Origin of the sequence: Oceanibaculum indicum P24 (genome assembly GCF_000299935.1) — a bacterium.
Classification (GTDB): domain Bacteria; phylum Pseudomonadota; class Alphaproteobacteria; order Oceanibaculales; family Oceanibaculaceae; genus Oceanibaculum; species Oceanibaculum indicum.
On sequence record NZ_AMRL01000009.1, the window covers coordinates 19802 to 38985 of the forward strand.

The 19184-nt window shown below is 64.2% G+C and carries 19 protein-coding genes; 8 read left to right on the forward strand and 11 right to left on the reverse strand.

Translation table 11 applies throughout. From position 1 onward, the window contains the following. Positions 1–12 precede the first annotated feature (12 nt). The 3 genes from P24_RS08925 to P24_RS08935 all read right to left on the reverse strand — a co-directional run bounded on the left by P24_RS08925 (position 13) and on the right by P24_RS08935 (position 3648). The gene (locus tag P24_RS08925; RefSeq protein ID WP_008944383.1) at positions 13–894 is read right to left on the reverse strand and encodes a DMT family transporter; all 882 of its coding nucleotides are present in this window, start codon (positions 892–894) and stop codon (positions 13–15) included. Continuing rightward, positions 891–2729 (reverse strand): ATP-binding cassette domain-containing protein, encoded by a 1839-nt coding sequence (locus P24_RS08930; RefSeq protein ID WP_008944384.1) that lies wholly within the window; start codon positions 2727–2729, stop codon positions 891–893. Before P24_RS08930 ends, P24_RS08925 begins: the two co-directional genes overlap by 4 nt. Positions 2730–2901: 172 nt before the next feature. Further along, the gene (locus tag P24_RS08935) at positions 2902–3648 is read right to left on the reverse strand and encodes a TerB family tellurite resistance protein (protein ID WP_008944385.1); all 747 of its coding nucleotides are present in this window, start codon (positions 3646–3648) and stop codon (positions 2902–2904) included. Between the two features lie 262 nt (positions 3649–3910). On the opposite strand from P24_RS08935, the gene P24_RS08940 reads away from it, so the two are divergent. The 4 genes from P24_RS08940 (at position 3911) to P24_RS08955 (ending at position 9452) form a co-directional block, all read left to right on the forward strand. After that, positions 3911–4459, forward strand: coding sequence for a GNAT family N-acetyltransferase (locus tag P24_RS08940; protein ID WP_008944386.1), 549 nt, complete (start codon positions 3911–3913; stop codon positions 4457–4459). 54 nt (positions 4460–4513) lie between these two features. Then, the gene (locus P24_RS08945; protein WP_008944387.1) at positions 4514–5026 is read left to right on the forward strand and encodes an AAA family ATPase; all 513 of its coding nucleotides are present in this window, start codon (positions 4514–4516) and stop codon (positions 5024–5026) included. Between the two features lie 500 nt (positions 5027–5526). Continuing rightward, on the forward strand, positions 5527–9147 hold the full coding sequence (locus P24_RS08950) for a hydantoinase B/oxoprolinase family protein (RefSeq protein ID WP_008944388.1): 3621 nt from the start codon (positions 5527–5529) through the stop codon (positions 9145–9147). 95 nt (positions 9148–9242) lie between these two features. Next, entirely contained in the window at positions 9243–9452 is a 210-nt protein-coding gene (locus P24_RS08955; RefSeq protein ID WP_008944389.1) for a type II toxin-antitoxin system HicA family toxin, read from the forward strand. Here the strand turns inward: P24_RS08955 and P24_RS08960 are convergent, their stop codons facing one another. Both P24_RS08960 and P24_RS08965 read right to left on the reverse strand, forming a co-directional pair. Then, positions 9453–9758 carry a type II toxin-antitoxin system HicB family antitoxin gene (locus P24_RS08960; protein ID WP_156816237.1) on the reverse strand — a complete coding sequence of 102 codons (306 nt, stop codon included), beginning with the start codon at positions 9756–9758 and terminating at the stop codon, positions 9453–9455. It abuts the gene before it with no gap. A 93-nt stretch (positions 9759–9851) separates the two neighbouring features. Beyond that, positions 9852–11207: a globin-coupled sensor protein gene (locus P24_RS08965; protein ID WP_008944391.1), complete on the reverse strand. Its 1356-nt coding sequence runs from the start codon at positions 11205–11207 to the stop codon at positions 9852–9854. A 268-nt stretch (positions 11208–11475) separates the two neighbouring features. On the opposite strand from P24_RS08965, the gene guaB reads away from it, so the two are divergent. The 3 genes from guaB to guaA are packed head-to-tail and all read left to right on the forward strand — an operon-like array spanning position 11476 to position 15228. After that, positions 11476–12939 carry an IMP dehydrogenase gene (guaB, locus tag P24_RS08970; protein ID WP_008944392.1) on the forward strand — a complete coding sequence of 488 codons (1464 nt, stop codon included), beginning with the start codon at positions 11476–11478 and terminating at the stop codon, positions 12937–12939. 32 nt (positions 12940–12971) lie between these two features. Further along, on the forward strand, positions 12972–13667 hold the full coding sequence (locus P24_RS08975) for a GNAT family N-acetyltransferase (protein WP_008944393.1): 696 nt from the start codon (positions 12972–12974) through the stop codon (positions 13665–13667). Positions 13668–13680: 13 nt separating this feature from the next. Next, positions 13681–15228: a glutamine-hydrolyzing GMP synthase gene (gene guaA / locus P24_RS08980; protein ID WP_008944394.1), complete on the forward strand. Its 1548-nt coding sequence runs from the start codon at positions 13681–13683 to the stop codon at positions 15226–15228. 4 nt (positions 15229–15232) lie between these two features. On the opposite strand, the gene P24_RS08985 is transcribed toward guaA, so the two are convergent. Continuing rightward, positions 15233–15649 (reverse strand): type II toxin-antitoxin system VapC family toxin, encoded by a 417-nt coding sequence (locus tag P24_RS08985; RefSeq protein ID WP_008944395.1) that lies wholly within the window; start codon positions 15647–15649, stop codon positions 15233–15235. Continuing rightward, positions 15646–15912, reverse strand: a complete 267-nt coding sequence (locus P24_RS08990) for a FitA-like ribbon-helix-helix domain-containing protein (RefSeq protein WP_008944396.1) — start codon at positions 15910–15912, stop codon at positions 15646–15648. Before P24_RS08990 ends, P24_RS08985 begins: the two co-directional genes overlap by 4 nt. Before the next feature lie 208 nt (positions 15913–16120). Between P24_RS08990 and P24_RS19650 the strand changes: the two genes are divergently transcribed. Then, positions 16121–16720, forward strand: coding sequence for an HNH endonuclease (locus P24_RS19650; protein WP_156816238.1), 600 nt, complete (start codon positions 16121–16123; stop codon positions 16718–16720). A 46-nt stretch (positions 16721–16766) separates the two neighbouring features. On the opposite strand, the gene P24_RS09000 is transcribed toward P24_RS19650, so the two are convergent. The 4 genes from P24_RS09000 to msrB form a co-directional block, all read right to left on the reverse strand. Beyond that, positions 16767–17645 carry a sigma-70 family RNA polymerase sigma factor gene (locus P24_RS09000; RefSeq protein WP_008944398.1) on the reverse strand — a complete coding sequence of 293 codons (879 nt, stop codon included), beginning with the start codon at positions 17643–17645 and terminating at the stop codon, positions 16767–16769. Next, positions 17642–18100 carry a carboxymuconolactone decarboxylase family protein gene (locus P24_RS09005; protein WP_008944399.1) on the reverse strand — a complete coding sequence of 153 codons (459 nt, stop codon included), beginning with the start codon at positions 18098–18100 and terminating at the stop codon, positions 17642–17644. The genes P24_RS09000 and P24_RS09005 overlap by 4 nt, the downstream gene beginning before the upstream one ends. Before the next feature lie 91 nt (positions 18101–18191). Next, positions 18192–18713, reverse strand: a complete 522-nt coding sequence (gene msrA, locus P24_RS09010; RefSeq protein ID WP_008944400.1) for a peptide-methionine (S)-S-oxide reductase MsrA — start codon at positions 18711–18713, stop codon at positions 18192–18194. A 1-nt stretch (position 18714) separates the two neighbouring features. Continuing rightward, positions 18715–19158 (reverse strand): peptide-methionine (R)-S-oxide reductase MsrB, encoded by a 444-nt coding sequence (gene msrB, locus P24_RS09015; RefSeq protein WP_008944401.1) that lies wholly within the window; start codon positions 19156–19158, stop codon positions 18715–18717. Positions 19159–19184: the final 26 nt, after the last annotated feature.

Genomic DNA, 19184 nt, shown 5'->3' on the forward strand with positions numbered 1-19184 from the left:
CGCCGGAGGCCGCTACGACCTTGGGGCCACGGGCTGCGCCTGCTGCGGCCGGCGCACGGTGATGATGGCGACACCGAGGATAGTGAGGGCACCGCCCGCCAGCTTCAGCAGGCTCAGGCTCTCGCCCAGCATGATCACGCCGGCCAACACGCCGAACATCGGGGCCAGCAATGTGAAGGGCATGACCTGGTTCACCTGATAGCGCCTCAGCATCTGCATCCAGATACCATAGCCGATTATGGTGACCGCGACTGCCATAAAGGCGACCGCCCCCCAGCCCTGCCAGCCGGCGTTGGCGATGGCCTCCGTCTGGCCGTCTTCCAGCAGCCAGGAGCCGACCAGCAGCTGCGGCGCCGCGAACAGCCCCATCCAGCCATTCAGCGTCAGCGTGTCCAGATCCGAAAGCTGCTTCATCTGGATTGCCGAAACCGCCCAGATCATCGAGGCGGTGAGGATCATGCCGAGATACAGGATGTTGCTGCTGGTCTGCGGCTCGCCCGCCAGCAGCACCACCCCGGCAATCGCCAGCGCCATGCCCAGCGCGCGCCGCCAGCCCAGCTTGTCCTTGAAGAAGATGGCGGCCAGCAGGGCGGAGAAGGGCACCTGGATCTGCACCGCGATGGCGGCGGTGCTGGCATCCACCTTCTGCAGGCCGGTGAACATCAGCGCGAAATGCAGCAGCCCGAGCGTGGTGCTGAGCAGCAGCACCGGCAGCATCTTGTCGCGCGGCAGCCGGGTGAAGGGCACCAGGAACAGGGCGGTCAGCGCGAAGCGCAGCCCGACCAGCAGCAGCGGCGGCAATTCCTGAAGCCCCAGCTTGCTGACGCCGAAATTGGCCCCCCAGACCGCCATGACGAAGATGATGAGGGCGATGTCGCGCAGGCTCATATTCATACGGTCTTCGCCTGTTCGATGCCTTCGCGCAGGCTTTCCAGCTCCAGCCAGCGATCTTCCGATTTGGCGAGCGCGGCCTGGGCGCGTTCCAGCAGCGCGCTGGTCTTCTGGAAGCCGTCCGGGTCGCGCCGGAACAGGTCGGGGTCGGCCAGCTTCTCCTCCAGCTTGGCGATCTCCGTGCCCAGCTTGTCGATCATGCCGGGCAGCTGGTCCAGTTCGCGCTGGTCCTTGTAGCTCAGCTTCGCGGGCGCGGACTTCGGCTTCTCCGCCTTCGGCGCGGCGGCGGGCCGTGCGGCTTTCGGACCGTCCTCAACGGGTGCCGGGCGCTGGGCCAGATAATCGCGGTAGCCGCCGGCATATTCGGTGACCTTACCCTCACCCTCGACGGCCAGCATGGCGGTGACGGTACGGTCCAGGAAGTCACGGTCATGGCTGACCAGCAGCACCGTGCCCTCATAGTCGGCGATGACTTCCTGCAGCAGGTCCAGCGTCTCCATGTCGAGATCGTTGGTCGGCTCGTCCATCACCAGGAAATTGTGGGGCTGGCTGAACAGCTTGGCCAGCAGCAGGCGGTTGCGCTCGCCGCCCGACAGGCTGCCGACCGGGCTGCGGAACTGGCGGTCCTGGAACAGGAATTCCTTCAGGTAGGTCGCCACATGCTTCGGCTTGCCGTTGATGAACACAGTGTCGCCGCCGGGCGCCAGCGTTTCCCACAGGCTGGTGGTGGGGTTCAGCTGCTCGCGCTTCTGGTCGAAATAGGCAATCTCCACACCGAAGCCGATCTTCACGCGCCCCTTGTCCGGCTTCAGCTCGCCGATCAGCATTTTCAGCAGCGTGGTCTTGCCGGCGCCATTCGGGCCGATCAGGCCGATGCGGTCGCGGCGGATGATGCGGGTGGAGAAATCCTTCACCAGCAGCTTCTCCGTGCCGTCCGGCTGCGGGAAGGATTTGGCGATGTGGTTGGCCTCGATGATCGCCGTGCCGGCGCCCTCGGCGGTCTCCACCGAGACGATCATGCGGCCGGACGGGCGGATGCGCTCGGCACGCTCCCGCCGGTTCAGCATCAGCGCCTTCACCCGGCCCATATTGCGCTTGCGCCGGGCGGTCAGCCCCTCGCGCAGCCAGCGCATCTCCTCGGCGATCCGGCGGTTCAGCTTCTGCGCCTGCATCTCCTCATCGGCCAGCAGCTTGTCGGCCCAGTCCTCGAAATGCGCGAAGCTCTGGTTGGTGCGGCGCAGCTCGCCGCGCTCCAGCCAGTAGGTCTTCTGCCCCAGCCGGGTCAGGAAGGCGCGGTCATGGCTGACCAGCAGGATGCCGCCGCGGAACCCCAGCAGCTCCTGCTCCAGCCATTCGATGGTCGGCAGGTCCAGATGGTTGGTCGGCTCGTCCAGCAGCAGCACGTCGGGGTCGGAGACCAGCGTGCGGGCCAGTGCCGCGCGCCGGCTCTCGCCACCCGACAGGCGCGCGGTCGGCGTCTCGGGCGCTAACCCCAGCCGGCGCACCACCGATTCCACCAGATGGTCGCGCGGCGCATTGTCCTGCACCGGCGGCAGCCCCTCGGCGACATACTGGCCGACGGTGCTGTCCTTGGCGAAGACCGGCTCCTGCTGCAGATAGGCGATCCGGGCGCCCGGCTGCTGGAAGCGCTCGCCGGAATCGATATCGGCGAGGCCCGCCAGCGCCTTCATCAGGGTCGATTTGCCGCTGCCATTGCGGCCGACCAGGCACAGCCGGTCGCCGATGCCGACCGGCAGGTCGGCCTTCTCGAACACCGGATTGCCGCCGAAGCTGAGGGAGGCGCCACGCAGCGCCACGATGGGGGGATTGGTCGCCATGGTCAGAGAAATCTGTCCGGAAATAGAGGATTGTCATTGCCGGGCTTGACCCAATGGGGCTTGGGGCAATCCAGGGCGGCGGCCTGAAGTGTCACAGGCAAAGCACCGCCCCTGGATGCCCGGATCAAGTCCGGGCATGACAGAAGATAATAATGCCGGTATGAGCCAGCGCTCATTTCATCCCGCGATGCTTGCGGATGCGGTCGTAGGCGGCGTTGATCGCCGCCACCTTCTCGTTGGCGATCTCGATGAATTCCTGCGGCAGGCCCTGCGCCATCAGCCGGTCTGGATGGTTCTCGCGCATCAGGTCGCGATAGGCCTTCTTCACCGTGTCGTCATCAGCGTCCGGGGATATCCCCAGCACCGTGTAGGGATCACCAGAGGATTCGCCGGTATGCTGGGCGCGGATACGCTCGAAGGCAAATTCGTCGAAGCCGAAGATACGCGCCACCTCCTTCAGATAGGCGATTTCGGCATCGTGCAGCCGGCCATCCGACATGGCGATATGGAACAGGCTGGCCAGCAATTCCTCCAGCACCGGCGAGCCGGGCTCGAACAAGCCGGCGATCTGCCGCGCATAGGGCTCGAACCCGCGCGCGTCGCGCTTGGCGAGGTTGAACACCCGGGCGACATTCTTGATCTCGTCAGGCGGGACGCGGAACACCTCCTTGAAGGCGCGGATCTCGCGCTCGCTGACCACGCCATCCACCTTCGCCATCTTGGCGCCCAGCACGATGACGCCGATGGTGAAGGCGATCTTGCGCGTGCCGTCCTCGTCGCGCTGCGGCTGCGGCTCGACGGTGTCGATGGCGCGGATCTTGTCCACGGCATGGCCGGCCAGCGCGCCCAGAAGCGCGCCCAGCGGTCCGCCCAGCGCGAAACCTGCCGCGCCGCCTATGATCTTGCCCCAGATACTCATGTGTCGCTCAGTTTCCTGCCTTGCCCGACCCTACCGAGAAATACCGCAGGGCACCAGTGCCCCTTGCCACGAGATAACCGTTGACAAGGGCACACGGCCACAACATTTATGTTTCAAATTATTGTGCAATGCAGCATAGTGTTGCGCAGCAACGTATCGCAGAAGTGACGATACGAAACAAGCCGTCCGGGCGGGCCTCGGTCCCTCGGATGGCGCGGCCGCAAGGCCCAGGGAGGGTACCCGCAGCAGGTTAGGTGCCCCAATGCTTGTTTACAGACGTCTCTGGCCGACCGACTCCACCGACTATGCCGATCATCTGGCCCGGCTGACGCCGGAGCAGCGCCATTACCGGTTCGGCGGCTTTGTCGATGACGGATACCTCACCACCAAGACCAAGGGAATCGACTGGTTCCGCTGTATCGCCATCGGCTGTTTCGTCGATGGTGTGCTGCGCGGCGCCGTCTTCGTCATCCGCGCCCATAATGGCTGGATCGACGAGGCGGAGCTGGCGATCACCGTCGAGGCCGATTTCGAGGGACGCGGCATCGGCACCCAGCTGATGCGCCGTGTCGTCACGCTGGCGCGCAATCGCGGCGTCCACCGGGTGACCCTGTTCTGCCTGTCCGACAACCGCCGGCTGCTGGCGCTGGCGCGCAAGTTCGACCCCCGCATGCAGCATGACCATGGCGAGGCGGAACTGACCGTCGATCTGGGGATACCGGATCAGATGAGCTATGCGGAGGAGGCGCTCGGCCTGATGGAAACCACGGTCGGCAGCTTCTTCGAGCAACTCGGCGCGAAGGCAGCCTAGTTTCCCCAAAAAGGCCGGCGGGATAGGATGCCCGCCTTGTCCGAAGGGGGATGCATGCTGATCGTGTTCGGCGGACTGCCGGGAACCGGAAAAACCACGATATCTCGCGCCCTGGCCGCGCGGTTGCGGGCGGTCTATCTGCGAATCGACGCGGTGGAGCAGGCGCTGCGCGATTCCGGCGAATTGTCGGGTGAGGTTGACGCTGCCGGCTATCTGGCGGCGATGGCGCTGGCGCGCAGCAATCTGGAGATCGGCCATACCGTCATCGCGGACTGTGTGAACCCGGTTCCCGAAAGCCGGGAAGGCTGGGTCACTGTTGCGCGCACCGCTGGCGCCCGTCTGTTGCAGGTGGAAGTGATCTGTTCCGATGTGGCGGAACATCGCCGGCGTGTGGAGGAACGCGAAGCCGATATCGCGGGTCACCTTCAGCCGAATTGGGAAGCCGTGCAGGCCCGAGACTACCGCCCCTGGTCGGAGGCCGATGTGGTGATCGACACTGCCCGGCTGACCCCCGAGGCGGCAGTCGCCGGGTTGGAGCGGCTGGCCCTACAGGACGGGCCGCTATAGGGAGATTCGCCGCGAGGAATGTCCTCATCCAGCTTTCCCTGACCGTCTCGCTTTCCTTGTCCGTCATTCCCGGCCTTGTGCCGGGAATCTAGGGTTCAGCCTGCTCGACAAGCGATCCAGCTAGCGGAGGCCTGGACCCCCGCAATAAATGCGGGGGTGACGGGTAGTGGTGATGGCGGGTGTCAGTGCGATAGGCGGCAGGGCGTTTCATATCGCCGCCATATGCTTCGAGACGGGCCTCCAAGTGCCTTGGCGGCCCTCCTCTGCATGAGGTCACCAAGGGGTACCGCCGGTGTCCCGATAGATTTAGGCACTGTCGGAATGCCAACCATCACCTCGCCCTGAGGGCCGGCGAAGCCGGCGTCTCGAAGGGCATCGGGGGAAGGTCGGTGTTTCTTCCCTCCGTCCTGCATGACTGCCCCGTGACAGGAACCGGGGAAGTTGCTAGGTACGTTACCGCAGTGCGACAGGATCGCAGGATTGTAGCAGGGTGACGGAACATGGGGGTTGAGACGGTGGGCGCAGGCGAGTGGCAGTTCTGGATCGACCGGGGCGGCACCTTTACCGACATCGTGGCGAAGAAGCCGGACGGTTCGCTGGTCACCCACAAGCTGCTGTCTGAAAACCCGGAATCCTATGCCGATGCCGCGCTGCAGGGCATCCGCGAGCTGCTGGGCCGGACAGCCGAGGACGCCATCCCGGCGGAGCAGGTGGAGGCCGTGAAGATGGGCACCACCGTCGCCACCAACGCGCTGCTGGAACGCAAGGGCGAGCGCACGGCGCTGGCCATCACGCGCGGCTTCCGTGACGCGCTGCGCATCGCCTACCAGAACCGCCCGCACCTGTTCACCCGCAAGATCACCCTGCCGGAACTGCTCTATGAGCGTGTCGTCGAGATCGAGGAGCGCATGAGCGCCCAGGGCGAGGTGCTGACGAAGCTCGACCTCGACGCGGCGCGCCGTGACCTTAAGGCGGTGTTCGACAGCGGCATCCGCTCGCTCGCCATCGTGCTGCTGCATGGCTATCGCTACACCGACCATGAGGCGGCGCTGGAGAAGGTCGCGAAGGAGATCGGCTTCACGCAGATTTCCGTCAGCCACCAGGTCAGCCCGCTGATGAAGCTGGTCGGGCGCGGAGACACCACGGTGGTGGACGCCTATCTGTCGCCGATTCTGCGCCGTTATGTGGACCGGGTGGCGGGAGAACTCGGCGATACCCGCCTGATGTTCATGCAGTCGAATGGCGGCCTGACCGACGCCTTCCTGTTCCAGGGCAAGGACGCCATCCTGTCCGGCCCGGCCGGTGGCGTCGTCGGCTGCGTGAAGACCGCGCAGATGGCCGGTTTCGACAAGGTGATCGGTTTCGATATGGGCGGCACCTCGACCGACGTGTCGCATTTCGACGGCGAGTATGAGCGTGCCTTCGAGACCATCGTCGCCGGTGTGCGGATGCGCGCGCCGATGATGCGCATCCACACCGTGGCGGCGGGCGGCGGTTCCATCCTGTTCTTCGATGGATCGCGCTTCCGCGTCGGGCCGGAATCAGCGGGCGCCAATCCGGGGCCGGCCTGCTACCGCCGCGGCGGGCCGCTGACCGTGACCGACGCCAATGTGATGGTCGGCAAGCTGCATCCCGATTTCTTCCCGCCGGTGTTCGGGCCGAAGCGCGACGAGAAGCTGGACGCCGATGTGGTGCGCCGGAAATTCACCGAGATGGCCGCCGAGATCGAGAAATCCATGGGCGTGAAGCGCACGCCGGAGGAGGTCGCCGAGGGCTTCCTGAAGATCGCGGTCGAGAACATGGCCAACGCGATCAAGCAGATTTCCGTGCAGCGCGGCTATGATGTCACGCGCTATGCGCTGAACTGCTTCGGCGGGGCCGGCGGGCAGCATGCCTGTTCTGTTGCCGATGCGCTGGGCATGAAGACCATCCTGATCCACCCCTTCGCCGGCGTGCTGTCGGCCTATGGCATGGGGCTGGCCGATCTGCGCGTGCTGAAGGAGAAGGCGGTCGAGGCGAAGCTGGCCGACGATCTGATCCCCACGCTGTCGGGGGAGCTGGATACGCTCGCCGAAGAAGGGTTGTCGGAGATGCGCCGCCAGGGCGTGGCCGAGGATCACATCAAGGTGCTGCGCAAGGTGCATGTGCGCTATGACGGCTCCGACACCGCACAGGTGGTGGAGTTCGGCAGCCGGCAGGAGATCGCCGCGCGCTTCGTCGAGGCGCACAAGCAGCTCTACGGCTTCCACATGGAAAACAAGGGCATGGTGGTGGAGGCCGTGTCGGTCGAGGTGATCGGCGTCACCGATTCCGCCGAGGACCCGGTGCTGGAGGCAGGCTCAGGCGCGCTGCCGGCCGCCAAGGGCACGCTGCCGATGTATTGCGGCGCGGAACGCCACGAAACCCCGGTCTATGACCGGCTGGACCTCAGCCCCGGCTGCAAGGTGGATGGCCCGGCCATCATCACCGATGCCAACGCCACCACGGTGGTGGAGCCGGGCTGGCAGGCGGAGGTCACCACCCGCGACCATATGGTGCTGAAGCGCGTGAAGGCCTTGCCGGCGCGCGTCGCCATCGGCACCCAGGTCGATCCGGTGATGCTGGAGGTGTTCAACAACCTGTTCATGTCGATCGCAGAGCAGATGGGCGTGACCCTGCAGAACACCGCCTATTCGGTGAACATCAAGGAGCGTCTGGATTTCTCCTGCGCCATCTTCGACAAGGACGGCAACCTGATCGCCAACGCGCCGCACATGCCGGTGCATCTGGGTTCGATGGGCGAGAGCGTGCGCACGGTGGTGCGCGAGAACCCGGATATCCGGCCTGGCGATGTCTATGCGCTGAACGCGCCCTATAATGGCGGCACGCACCTGCCGGACGTCACCGTCATCACCCCGGTGTTCGACGAGGCGGGCAAGAAAATCCTGTTCTATGTCGCGTCGCGCGGTCATCACGCCGATATCGGCGGCACCACGCCCGGCTCGATGCCGCCGGATTCGGTGACCGTCGATCAGGAAGGCGTGATGATCGACAATTTCCAGCTGGTCGATAAGGGGGCGTTCCGGGAGCAGGAGCTGGTCGAACTGCTGACCGGCGGGACATACCCGGTGCGCAACGTGACGCAGAATGTCGCCGACCTGCAGGCGCAGATCGCCGCTAACGAGAAGGGCGTGGCGGAGCTGCGCAAGATGGTCGGGCATTTCGGCCTCGACGTGGTCATGGCCTATATGCAGCACGTCCAGGACAATGCGGAGGAGCAGGTGCGCCGCGTCATCGGCGTGCTGAAGGATGGCAGCTTCGCCTACGAGATGGACGATGGCAGCGTCATCAAGGTGACTGTCTCCATCGACCGCGAGAAACGGTCGGCGAAGATCGATTTCACCGGCACCAGCGCACAGCAGAAGACCAACTTCAACGCGCCCTCAGCCGTGTGCAAGGCCGCCGTGCTGTACGTGTTCCGCACGCTGGTCGATGACGACATCCCGATGAACGAAGGCTGCCTGAAGCCGCTGGAAGTCATCATCCCCAAGGGCTCGATGCTGAACCCGAACTACCCGGCCGCCGTGGTCGCCGGCAATGTCGAGACCTCGCAATGCATCACCGACGCGCTCTATGGCGCGCTCGGCGTGATGGGCGCGGCGCAGGGCACGATGAACAATTTCACCTTCGGCAACGAGACCTACCAGTATTACGAGACGATCTGCGGCGGCTCCGGCGCCGGGCCGGATTTCGACGGCTGCAGCGCCGTCCACACCCACATGACCAACAGCCGCCTGACCGACCCGGAGGTGCTGGAATGGCGCTTCCCGGTGCTGGTCGAGGATTTCCGCATCCGCGAGGGCTCCGGCGGTACAGGTCTGCACAAGGGCGGCGACGGCGTGATCCGCCGAGTGCGATTCCGCGAGGCGATGACGGCGGCCATGCTGTCCGGCCACCGCGTCATCCCGCCCTATGGCATGGCCGGCGGCGGCGAAGCGAAGACCGGCCGCAACGCGGTGGAACGCACCGACGGCACGGTGATCGAGCTGGAGCACATCAACCAGATCGAGATGCAGCCGGGCGATGTCTATGTGATCGAGACGCCGGGCGGCGGCGGCTACGGGAAGGTGGCAGCGGAGTAGGGAGGCTGTATTTAGTGCTAAAATGACCTTAAGGCACTAGGTGTAACTAATTTGTTCCCGTTGCCGGAAGGGACTTGTGAGTTCACGATACTCGCATGAACTTCCGTGATTTCCTCCGTATTCTCGAAACACACGGTTTCGAGCTGGCTCGCCAGCGCGGGAGTCACCGGACCTATCGCGGTGTGGTGAATGGGGAAACGAAAATCGTCGTGGTCGCCTGCACGCGCGAGGGCGACGAGATCAAGCCGGGTACGCTGGGTTCGATGATCCGCCAGAGCGGATTGCCGAAATCGCTGTTCCGCTGATCAGGCGGCCATCGGCAGGGTGAAATCCGCCGATGCCGTCCGGCCTGTCAGGCTGTCAGACAGGACATTGCGGATCGCATAGCCGAGAAAGCGCAGGCGCGACGGCAGCGGGGCTGGCCTGTTCAGGAGGCGCCGCCGATCCTCTTGCGGAAGATCGGCGACGGTTTCCAGATACAGCGCGATGGCTTCCTGCAGCGCGGAATAGACTTCCTCGAAGCTGTCGCCCTGCACGGCAATGTCGAGGTCGAGGCAGGTTGCCTCCCACCCATCGCTGCTTTGTTCCGCATGGCACCTGAGAAGCCGCATCGTCATTTCACACCGGACTTTACCAAACCTTTACCTACCATATTCGGGATCGTGACCGGCTTTAGCAAGCCCCTGCGGGTTTTCACCACGCCCCTACGCCGCCTTCACCTTGTCGAGGAAGGCCGCGACCTGACGGTCGAGCGTGCTGGTCTGCTGGGTGATCTCCCTGGTAGCCGCCAGCAGGTTGCCGGCCATGCTGGAGGTTTCGTCCGAGACCCGGCTGACATCCTCGATGGCAGCGCTGACGCGCTGTGTGCTCTGCGAGGATTCCTGGATGTTGCGGGAGATTTCCGTGGTAGCCGCCTGCTGCTGCTCGGCGGCGGCGGCGATCACCGCGATCACCTCGTCGATCTTGTCGATGCGGGTCGCGATCTCGGCGATGGCGTTCACCGTCTCGCGGGTGACGGACTGGATCTGGTCGATCTGGCTGCCGATTTCCTCCGTCGCCCGGCCGGTCTGGGTCGCCAGCGCCTTCACCTCCGACGCCACGACCGCGAAGCCCTTGCCAGCCTCGCCGGCACGCGCCGCCTCGATGGTGGCGTTCAGCGCCAGCAAATTGGTCTGCGAGGCGATTTCCTGGATCATCGAGACGATCTCGCCGATCTTCTCCGATGCCTTAGTCAGGGTGCCGACCGTTTCCTGGGTGGTGCGCACCGTGGCCACAGCCTCCTTCGAGGCCTGGGTGGAGTTTTCCAGCTGGCCGGCGATCTCGCCGATGGAGGCGGACAGCTCCTCGGCGGCGGAGGCAACGGAATCGACTGCGTTCGCGGTCGTTGTCGCGGCGTCCTTCACGACCGCCACCTGGCGGGTTGCGTCATCGGCGAAACCGGAGAGCGACTGCGCGCCGGAATTCAGCTGGGTCACGGCGGCACCGATATTCTGGCCCAGCGAGCCGACGCCCGATTCGAACTCGCTGGCGAGCCGGGCCAGCAGCTCTTCCTTCTCGCGCGCACCCTCCTCCAGATAGATCGAGATGGCATAGTCCATGTCCAGCAGCGCGGCCTTGTTCAGCGCGTCCAGCATGGCGGCGCGCTTGGCGCTGTTGTTGCGCATCATGCCGTCGGCATAGGTGTCGCTGACCGCCTTCTGCATGGCGGAGGTCAGATAGCCATAGCCGCCGATATACCAGCGCGGCTCCAGCCCCAGCCGGTTGTGGGCGCGGCCGATCCTGCGCACCGAATCGACATAGGCCTGATCATACTTGCCCGACAGGATGATCTGCCAGTGCTTCATCTGCGCCGATTGCGCATGGGCGCGGATCGCCGGGTCGGTGAAGTGGCGCTGCACCGAGGGGAAGCGGGCGATCTGGGCATAGAACTGGTCGAGAATGCCGGGCAGATGCTTTTCGATCAGCGGCCGGGATTCGCGCAGCATGGCCTTCACGCTGTCATCAATGTTCAGGAAACGGAGCCTTTCGGCGAGGTCGTCGGTATGGGCGGCAGCGCTCATGGCAGTTCTTTCGATGGCTTGTTGTGTAGGGTTGGCGCCGAAAAATCCCGTGCGCGACATAAGGTTAATAAGAAAATGATAAAATAATAGTTAATTGGTTGGAATCAGATCATCAAAATTCATGAATTTTTGTACGCAGACGCCGTTGCATGCCGGCGTGTGGGCCATGCGATGGCGGTGCGACAGAAAAGCCGGCAATCATCCTCATCTGGGCCTTCACACAGCGCGGCACTGGTGTATAGTGCGGCCCCGTTTGCATGGAGGCGCAATGCAGATCCGTGACGCGCTGACCTTCGACGATGTGCTGCTTGAGCCGGCAAGGTCGCAGGTCATGCCCACCGAGGTGGACACCCGTACCCGTCTCACCCGGTCCATCGAGCTTGGAATTCCGCTGATTTCGTCCGCCATGGACACCGTGACCGAGGGCCGCCTGGCGATCGCCATGGCACAGGCCGGCGGCATTGGCGTTGTCCATCGCAACCTGTCGATCGAACGGCAGGCCGAGGAGGTCCGGCGGGTCAAGAAATTCGAATCCGGCATGGTCATCAACCCGGTGACCATCGACCCCGACGCCACGCTGGGCGAGGCGCTGGGCCTGATGGCGCAGCACCATATCTCCGGCATTCCGGTCGTCGAGAAGGCATCGGGCAAGCTGGCCGGCATCCTGACCAACCGCGATGTCCGATTTGCCCGCAACACGGCGCAGCCGGTGCGCGAGCTGATGACCAAGGACAATCTGGTCACCGTCCGCGAAGGCATCGAGAGCGAGCAGGCCAAGGAGCTGCTGCATCGCCACCGCATCGAGAAGCTGCTGGTAGTCGATGATGCCTATCGCTGCATCGGCCTGATCACCGTGAAGGATATGGAGAAGGCGCAGTTGCACCCGTCCGCCACCAAGGACGCCAAGGGCCGCCTGCGCGCCGCTGCCGCTGTTGGCACCGGCGACGAGGCGCTGGCCCGGGCCGAGGCGTTGTTCGATGCCGAGGTGGACGTGCTGGTGGTCGATACCGCGCATGGCCATTCGCAGAAGGTCATCGACACGGTCGGCAAGGTGCGCAAGCTGTCCAACTACACCCAGGTCATTGCCGGCAATGTTGCCACGGCGGATGCCGCCAGGGCGCTGATCGATGCCGGGGCGGATGCCATCAAGGTCGGCATCGGGCCGGGTTCGATCTGCACCACCCGTATCGTCGCCGGCGTCGGCGTGCCGCAGCTGACCGCGATCATCGACACCAGTGCCGTCTGCCGTGAACGCGGCGTGCCGGCCATCGCCGATGGCGGCATCAAATTCTCCGGCGACCTGGCGAAGGCCATCGCGGCGGGTGCCGATGTGGCGATGATCGGCTCGCTGTTCGCCGGCACCGACGAAAGCCCCGGCGAGGTGTTCCTCTATAATGGCCGGTCCTACAAATCCTATCGCGGCATGGGGTCGGTCGGCGCCATGGCGCGCGGCTCGGCGGACCGCTACTTCCAGCAGGAAGTGAAGGACACGCTGAAGCTGGTGCCGGAAGGCATCGAGGGTCAGGTGCCCTACAAGGGGCCGCTGGGCGCGGTTGTGCACCAGCTGGTCGGCGGGCTGAAGGCGGCGATGGGCTATACCGGCAGCCAGACCATCCAGGATCTGCAGGCCAATGCCCGGTTCGTGAAGATCACCAATGCCGGCCTGCGCGAGAGCCACGTCCATGACGTGACCATCACCCGGGAGGCGCCGAACTACCGCAGCGAAGGCTGACGGGTAGGGGACAGGAGCAGCGGCAGGACAGCGTGAGCGACAGCGGCCAGCAGCATATTCTCAGTGTTCGCGTCGCCGAGCTGGACGACGCCTTCGGGGTGGCGCGCGTGCAGCTGCGCAGCCTGGTCGGCAAGCCGGTGCCGGATGACGCCTTCGAGGATTTCGCCGATGTCCGCGCCGCCGCCTTCTGGGGCGAGGTGATCGAGAGCACCAACAACATGGTGCTGGTCGCCGTGCTGGCCCCGCCGCCCCAGCCTCAGCCCCAAACTGCGCCGGCATCTTCCGAGAAGAAGCCTTCCGAAAAGAAGGGCAAGGCGCCCAAGGACAAGCCGGCAGAAGAAACCATCGTCGGCTTCATCGCCTTCGGGCCGCCCCGGTCCGAGGAGGATGCGGCGCTGGATGCGGAAATCTACGCCATCCATGCCGATCCGGGCCATCGCCGCCAGGGGGTGGGCCGCCGCCTGCTGGCCTCCGCCTTCAAGGCGATGGCGGCGGTCGGCCAGCTGTCCGTGCGCGCCTGGGCGCCGTCGGACAACGAACCGGCGGAAAGCTTCTACCTGCGCTTCGGGGCTGCCCCCGGCCAGCGCGCTGCCCTGCAGATCGGCGGCGTGTTCGGCGAGGAGGAAGTGCCCGAAACCGCCTATGACTGGATCGATGTGCGCCGTGTCATCCCGCGCCTCGACAACCCGCTCGACCGGCCCCATCACAGATCGTCCGAAGAGAATTGAGAACGAGCCCGCCATGACAGACCGCATCCTGATCCTCGATTTCGGCAGCCAGGTCACGCAGCTCATCGCAAGGCGGGTGCGCGAGGCCGGCGTCTATTGCGAGATATTTCCGTTCAATGTCGATCCCGCCCGCATCCGGGAATTCGCCCCGAAGGCGATCATCCTGTCCGGCGGGCCGGCCAGCCCGGCGGAAGAGGGCAGCCCCCGCGCGCCGCAGCTGGTGTTCGACATGGGCGTGCCGCTGCTGGGCATCTGCTATGGCCAGATGACCATGGCGGCACAGCTGGGCGGCACGGTGGAGAGCGGCCATCACCGCGAATTCGGCCGCGCGCTGCTGGATGTCAAGGAGCCCTCCGGCCTGTTCGATGGCGTGTGGGCGCCGGGCGAGAAGCATACGGTGTGGATGAGCCATGGCGACCGCATCACCCGGCTGCCCCCCGGCTTCAAGGTCAAGGGCGTGTCGCAGAACGCGCCCTATGCGCTGATCGAGGATGAGGGCCGGCACTATTATGGCCTGATGTTCCACCCGGAGGTGGTGCACACGCCGGATGGCGCGAAGCTGATCCATAATTTCGTGCTGAACGTCGCCGGCTGCAAGGGTGACTGGACCATGGCCGCCTTCCGCCAGCAGGCGGTGGAGGCGATCCGCAAACAGGTCGGCTCCGGCCGGGTGATCTGCGGCCTGTCCGGCGGCGTCGATTCCTCGGTGGCGGCGATCCTGATCCACGAGGCCATCGGCGACCAGCTGACCTGCGTGTTCGTCGATCATGGCCTCATGCGCCTGAACGAGGCGGAAGAGGTCGTGACCATGTTCCGCGACCATTACAACATTCCGCTGGTGCATGTGGATGCCAGCGACACCTTCATCGGCGCGCTGGAAGGCCAGAGCGACCCGGAGGTGAAGCGCAAGACCATCGGCAAGCTGTTCATCGATGTGTTCGAGGCCGAGGCGAAGAAGATCGGCGGCGCCGATTTCCTGGCCCAGGGCACGCTCTACCCGGATGTGATCGAGAGTGTGTCCTTCACCGGGGGCCCGAGCGTCACCATCAAGTCGCATCATAATGTCGGCGGCCTGCCCGCGCGCATGAACATGAAGCTGGTGGAACCCCTGCGCGAGCTGTTCAAGGACGAGGTGCGCGCGCTGGGCCGGGAGCTGGGCCTGCCCGACCGCTTCGTCGGTCGCCACCCCTTCCCGGGGCCGGGCCTCGCCATCCGCTGCCCGGGCGGCGTGACGCGCGAGAAGCTGGACATTTTGCGCCAGGCCGATGCGGTCTATCTCGACGAGATCCGCAAGGCCGGCCTGTATGACGCGATCTGGCAGGCCTTCGCCGTGCTGCTGCCGGTGCAGACCGTGGGCGTGATGGGCGATGGCCGGACCTACGAGTTCGTCTGCGCGCTGCGTGCCGTCACCTCGGTCGATGGCATGACCGCCGACTTCTACCATTTCGACATGGAGTTCCTGTCGCGCGTCGCCACCCGCATCATCAACGAGGTGAAGGGCGTCAACCGCGTGACCTACGACATCACCTCCAAGCCCCCCGGAACCATCGAGTGGGAGTGAGGGGTTAGGCCATCCAGGGGTCGATTACGGTCAGTCCCGCAGCGGTAAAAGCGCTGGTGTCTCGCGTGGCCACGGCGAAGCCGTGCGCGGCGGCAATCGCGGCGATGTAGCCATCTGGCGTCGGGAAGCCTCGCCCGGCGGTGCGGGCCTGCACCGCGAGATCGGCATAGTGCCGCGCCGCTTCCGTGTCGAAGGGCAGGATGCGGTCGGCGAACTGGCTCAACAGCCGCGCGATCCGTTCTGCCAGCGTTTCTTTTCGCTTGCCCTTGGGGAGCACGCCGATGCCGAAGAGAAGTTCGGCGACGGTAATGCTGGACAGGAACAGCGTCTCCGCCGCCTGCTCGTCGAGCCAGGCGAGAACCGATGGGTGGGGCTCAGGCTTGATCGCCTCCGAGACGATATTGGTATCGAGCAGGATCATTCGAACTTGAAGGGTTCGGCGGGGCGTGCATCGCGGACCTGCTCCAGGGATTGCTCCAGCGCCTCGACATCGGCATTGGTAAGACCCATCTTCCGGCTAACATCCGCCATGGCCGTGCCAAGCCGCAGCCGCCCCTCGGGGCGCACGGCGGCTTCCAGAATGGCGCGCATCTCCGCTTCAGCGCTGCGATTATGCTGCGCCGCGCGGACCTTCAGCGCGCGATGTACCTCCTCGGGGAGGTTGCGGATGGTGACAGCAGCCATGATGGTGTCTCTAAGAAATTCGTTACGCTGCTATCAATATGATGGCGATGATAGCATTTTTCAAGAGTGATTGCATTATCCGTGCGACTGAAAGCGTCACTTGCAAATACTTAATAGGACTTGACTTTTTTATGCCAAAGGGTTAATTTAATCATCCTTAACTGTAAATTACCATTAAATTTAGAGAGTAGTGAATTTTTTATACTGTATGAATGGTATGATTGTCTTTGATGTAGGTGGGATTAAAGAGAGAAAGCAGGCTCTGGAGAGGGCAATACTACGAAGGCGCTCCAGAAAATGGCTGCTTCAGCTCTGGAGCAGGTTCATTAAGACACGAGACGCTTTTCGTTGTTTAAGTTGCGATTCCCCTGATGGCATACAAGCACATCACATTATACGGAAAACACTTTACCCACAGGCTGCTCTTGAATTGGGAAATGGCATTACATTATGCTCCGAATGCCATAACCGAGTACATGAAAAGTTCAACGGAAGACCTGATCTGTCACTCCCACTCGGAGCAGAACAAGGTGATGATCAGGATGAGTGGTCTTATCTTTTCGGCCTTCTTTTAGATGATGCAAAAAAAAGAGGCATTCCAGAGGATGATTTTTATCATCTTAGCGACGAAGTTTTAGGATTTTCTGTGTCATTTCAAGGTTATCACGAGTTATTTGATTTGGTAAATGAAGGGAAAATCAGTCGAATTCAATTCGCTCATGAAATTTGGCGATCAATGCCTGAAACATTCTATGAATATTTTATTTCTGAGCTCGTGCGATTAAATTTCGATGAGTTTCCCGAGTGAACATTCTTATTTTTATTACCTCACCGGAATACTGTTGTGAATTGTCTCACACCCCCATCTCCTCCACCAACCTCGCCAGCTTGTCCGGGTTGCGGGTGATGTAGATGGCGGCGATGCGGCCGTCGCGTATGTCGAAGGCGGTGGTCTGCAGGATGCCGTCGCGCTCGCGGCTGAGATAGCCGGGCAGCCCGTCGATGCGCAGCGGGCGGATCAGCACGATCTGCTCCGGGCTGTATTTACGCCTTAAGCCCGCATAGAGCCGCAGGATGCGCGCCAGCCCGCGGATCGGGTTGTGGAAGGCGATCACCTTGCCGCCGCCATCGGCATGCAGCACCGCATCCTCGGCCAGCAGGGCGCTCAAACCCTGCACATCCCCCCTGGAGGAGGCGTCGAAGAAGGCGCGGGCCAGTCGCTCCCCTTCTTCCCGCCCGACAGCGTAGCGCGGCCTTGCATTGCGCACATGCCGGCGGGCGCGGGAGGCCAGCTGGCGCACGGCGGCGGGCTCGCGCTCCAGCGTCGCCGCCACCTCGCCCAGCGGCACGCCGAACACGTCATGCAGCAGGAAGGCGGCGCGCTCCAGCGGTGACAGCCGCTCCAGCGCCAGCATCAGGGTCAGGGTCAGCTCGTCGGCTCGGGGCTCCTCCTCCGGCGGCTCGGCGACCGGCTCCGGCAGCCAGGGGCCGATATAGGTCTCGCGCCTTGCGCGGGCGGATTTCAGCGCATCCAGGCACAGCCTTGTGACGATGCGGCTGAGATAGGCCGCCGGCTCCGCGACGGCGCTGCGGTCGGCGGCCTGCCAGCGCAGCCAGGCCTCCTGCACGATATCCTCGGCTTCCGCGCGGGAACCCAGCATGCGGTAGGCGAGACGCAGCAGCCGCGGCCGCTGCGCCTCGAACGCGCCTGTGAGGGCGGCGTGCGCACTCAAGCGGCCGCCTTATCCACCGGATGCGCCGCGCGGAAGCCGACCTGCAGCCGGTTCCACACATTGATGGCGCCGATGGCGATGGTCAGGTCCACCTGTTCCTCCTCGCTGAACTCGGCCTTTACCAGGGCGTAATCCTCGTCCGGCGCGCCGGTTTCGGCAAGCAGGGTCAGCGCCTCGGTCCAGGCCAGGGCGGCGCGCTCGCGCGGGGTGTAGAGCGAGGATTCGCGCCAGGCGTTCAGCATGTAGAGGCGCATCTCGGTCTCGCCGGAGGCGCGCAGCCAGGTCGAATGCATGTGGATGCAGAAGGCGCAGCCATTGATCTGCGAGGCCCGCAGCTTCACCAGCTCCAGCAGCCCATGGTCGAGGCTGCATTTGGAGAGGGCCCCCTCCAGCGCCACCATGGCCTTGATCGGGCCGGTGCCAATTCCGTGCGGATTGTTCAGACGCGGTGTCATTTTCGCTTCCTCTCGTCAGGGTAAACAGGGTCGATGCCTGCCTGACGAGACAGAGGGGCGGAATGTGACACGCGCGCCCGAACTTTTTTTCTTACTCCGCCGCGTTACGTTTCGGCAGCACCCAGTTGGGGCGCGGGAAGTGGCAGGTATAGCCGTTGGGGTAGCGTTCCAAGTAATCCTGATGCTCCGGCTCGGCCTGCCAGAAATCGCCGGCAGGATCGACCTCCGTCACCACCCTGCCGGGCCACAGGCCGGAGGCATTCACATCGGCGATGGTGTCCAGCGCCACGCGGTGCTGTTCCTCGTTCAGATAATAGATCGCCGAACGGTAGGACGGGCCGCGATCATTGCCCTGGCGGTTCGGCGTCGTCGGGTCGTGGATCTGGAAGAAATATTCCAGGATGCGGCGGTAGCTGGTGACCGCCGGGTCGAAGACGATCTCGATGCCCTCGGCATGGGTGCCGTGGTTGCGGTAGGTCGCGTTCGGCACATCGCCGCCGGTATAGCCGACACGGGTGGACAGGATGCCGGGCTGCCGGCGGATCAGGTCCTGCATGCCCCAGAAGCAGCCGCCGGCCAGAATCGCTTTCTCGGTCATCGCTTTTTCGGTCATGTCAGTTCTCCTTCACCTGGTCGAGATAGTCGCCATAGCCTTCTTCCGCCATACGGTCGCGCGGGATGAAGCGCAGCGAGGCGGAATTGATGCAGTAGCGCATGCCGCCGCGGTCGCGCGGCCCGTCCGGGAAGACATGGCCCAGATGGCTGTCGCCATGGGCGGAGCGCACTTCGATGCGGATCATGCCGTGGCTGGTGTCGCGCAGCTCCGCCACATTCGCCGGCTCGACCGGTTTGGTGAAGCTGGGCCAGCCGCAGCCGGATTCGAACTTGTCGGATGAGGCGAACAGAGGCTCGCCCGACACGATGTCGACATACAGGCCAGGCTGCTTGTTGTCGTTATACTCGCCGGTGAACGGGCGTTCGGTGCCGTTCTCCTGCGTCACCCGGTACTGTTCGGGCGTCAGCCGGTCGATGGCGTCCTTGGTCTTGGCGTAGCGCATGGGTGTCCCTCTACGGGCTGCGGAAA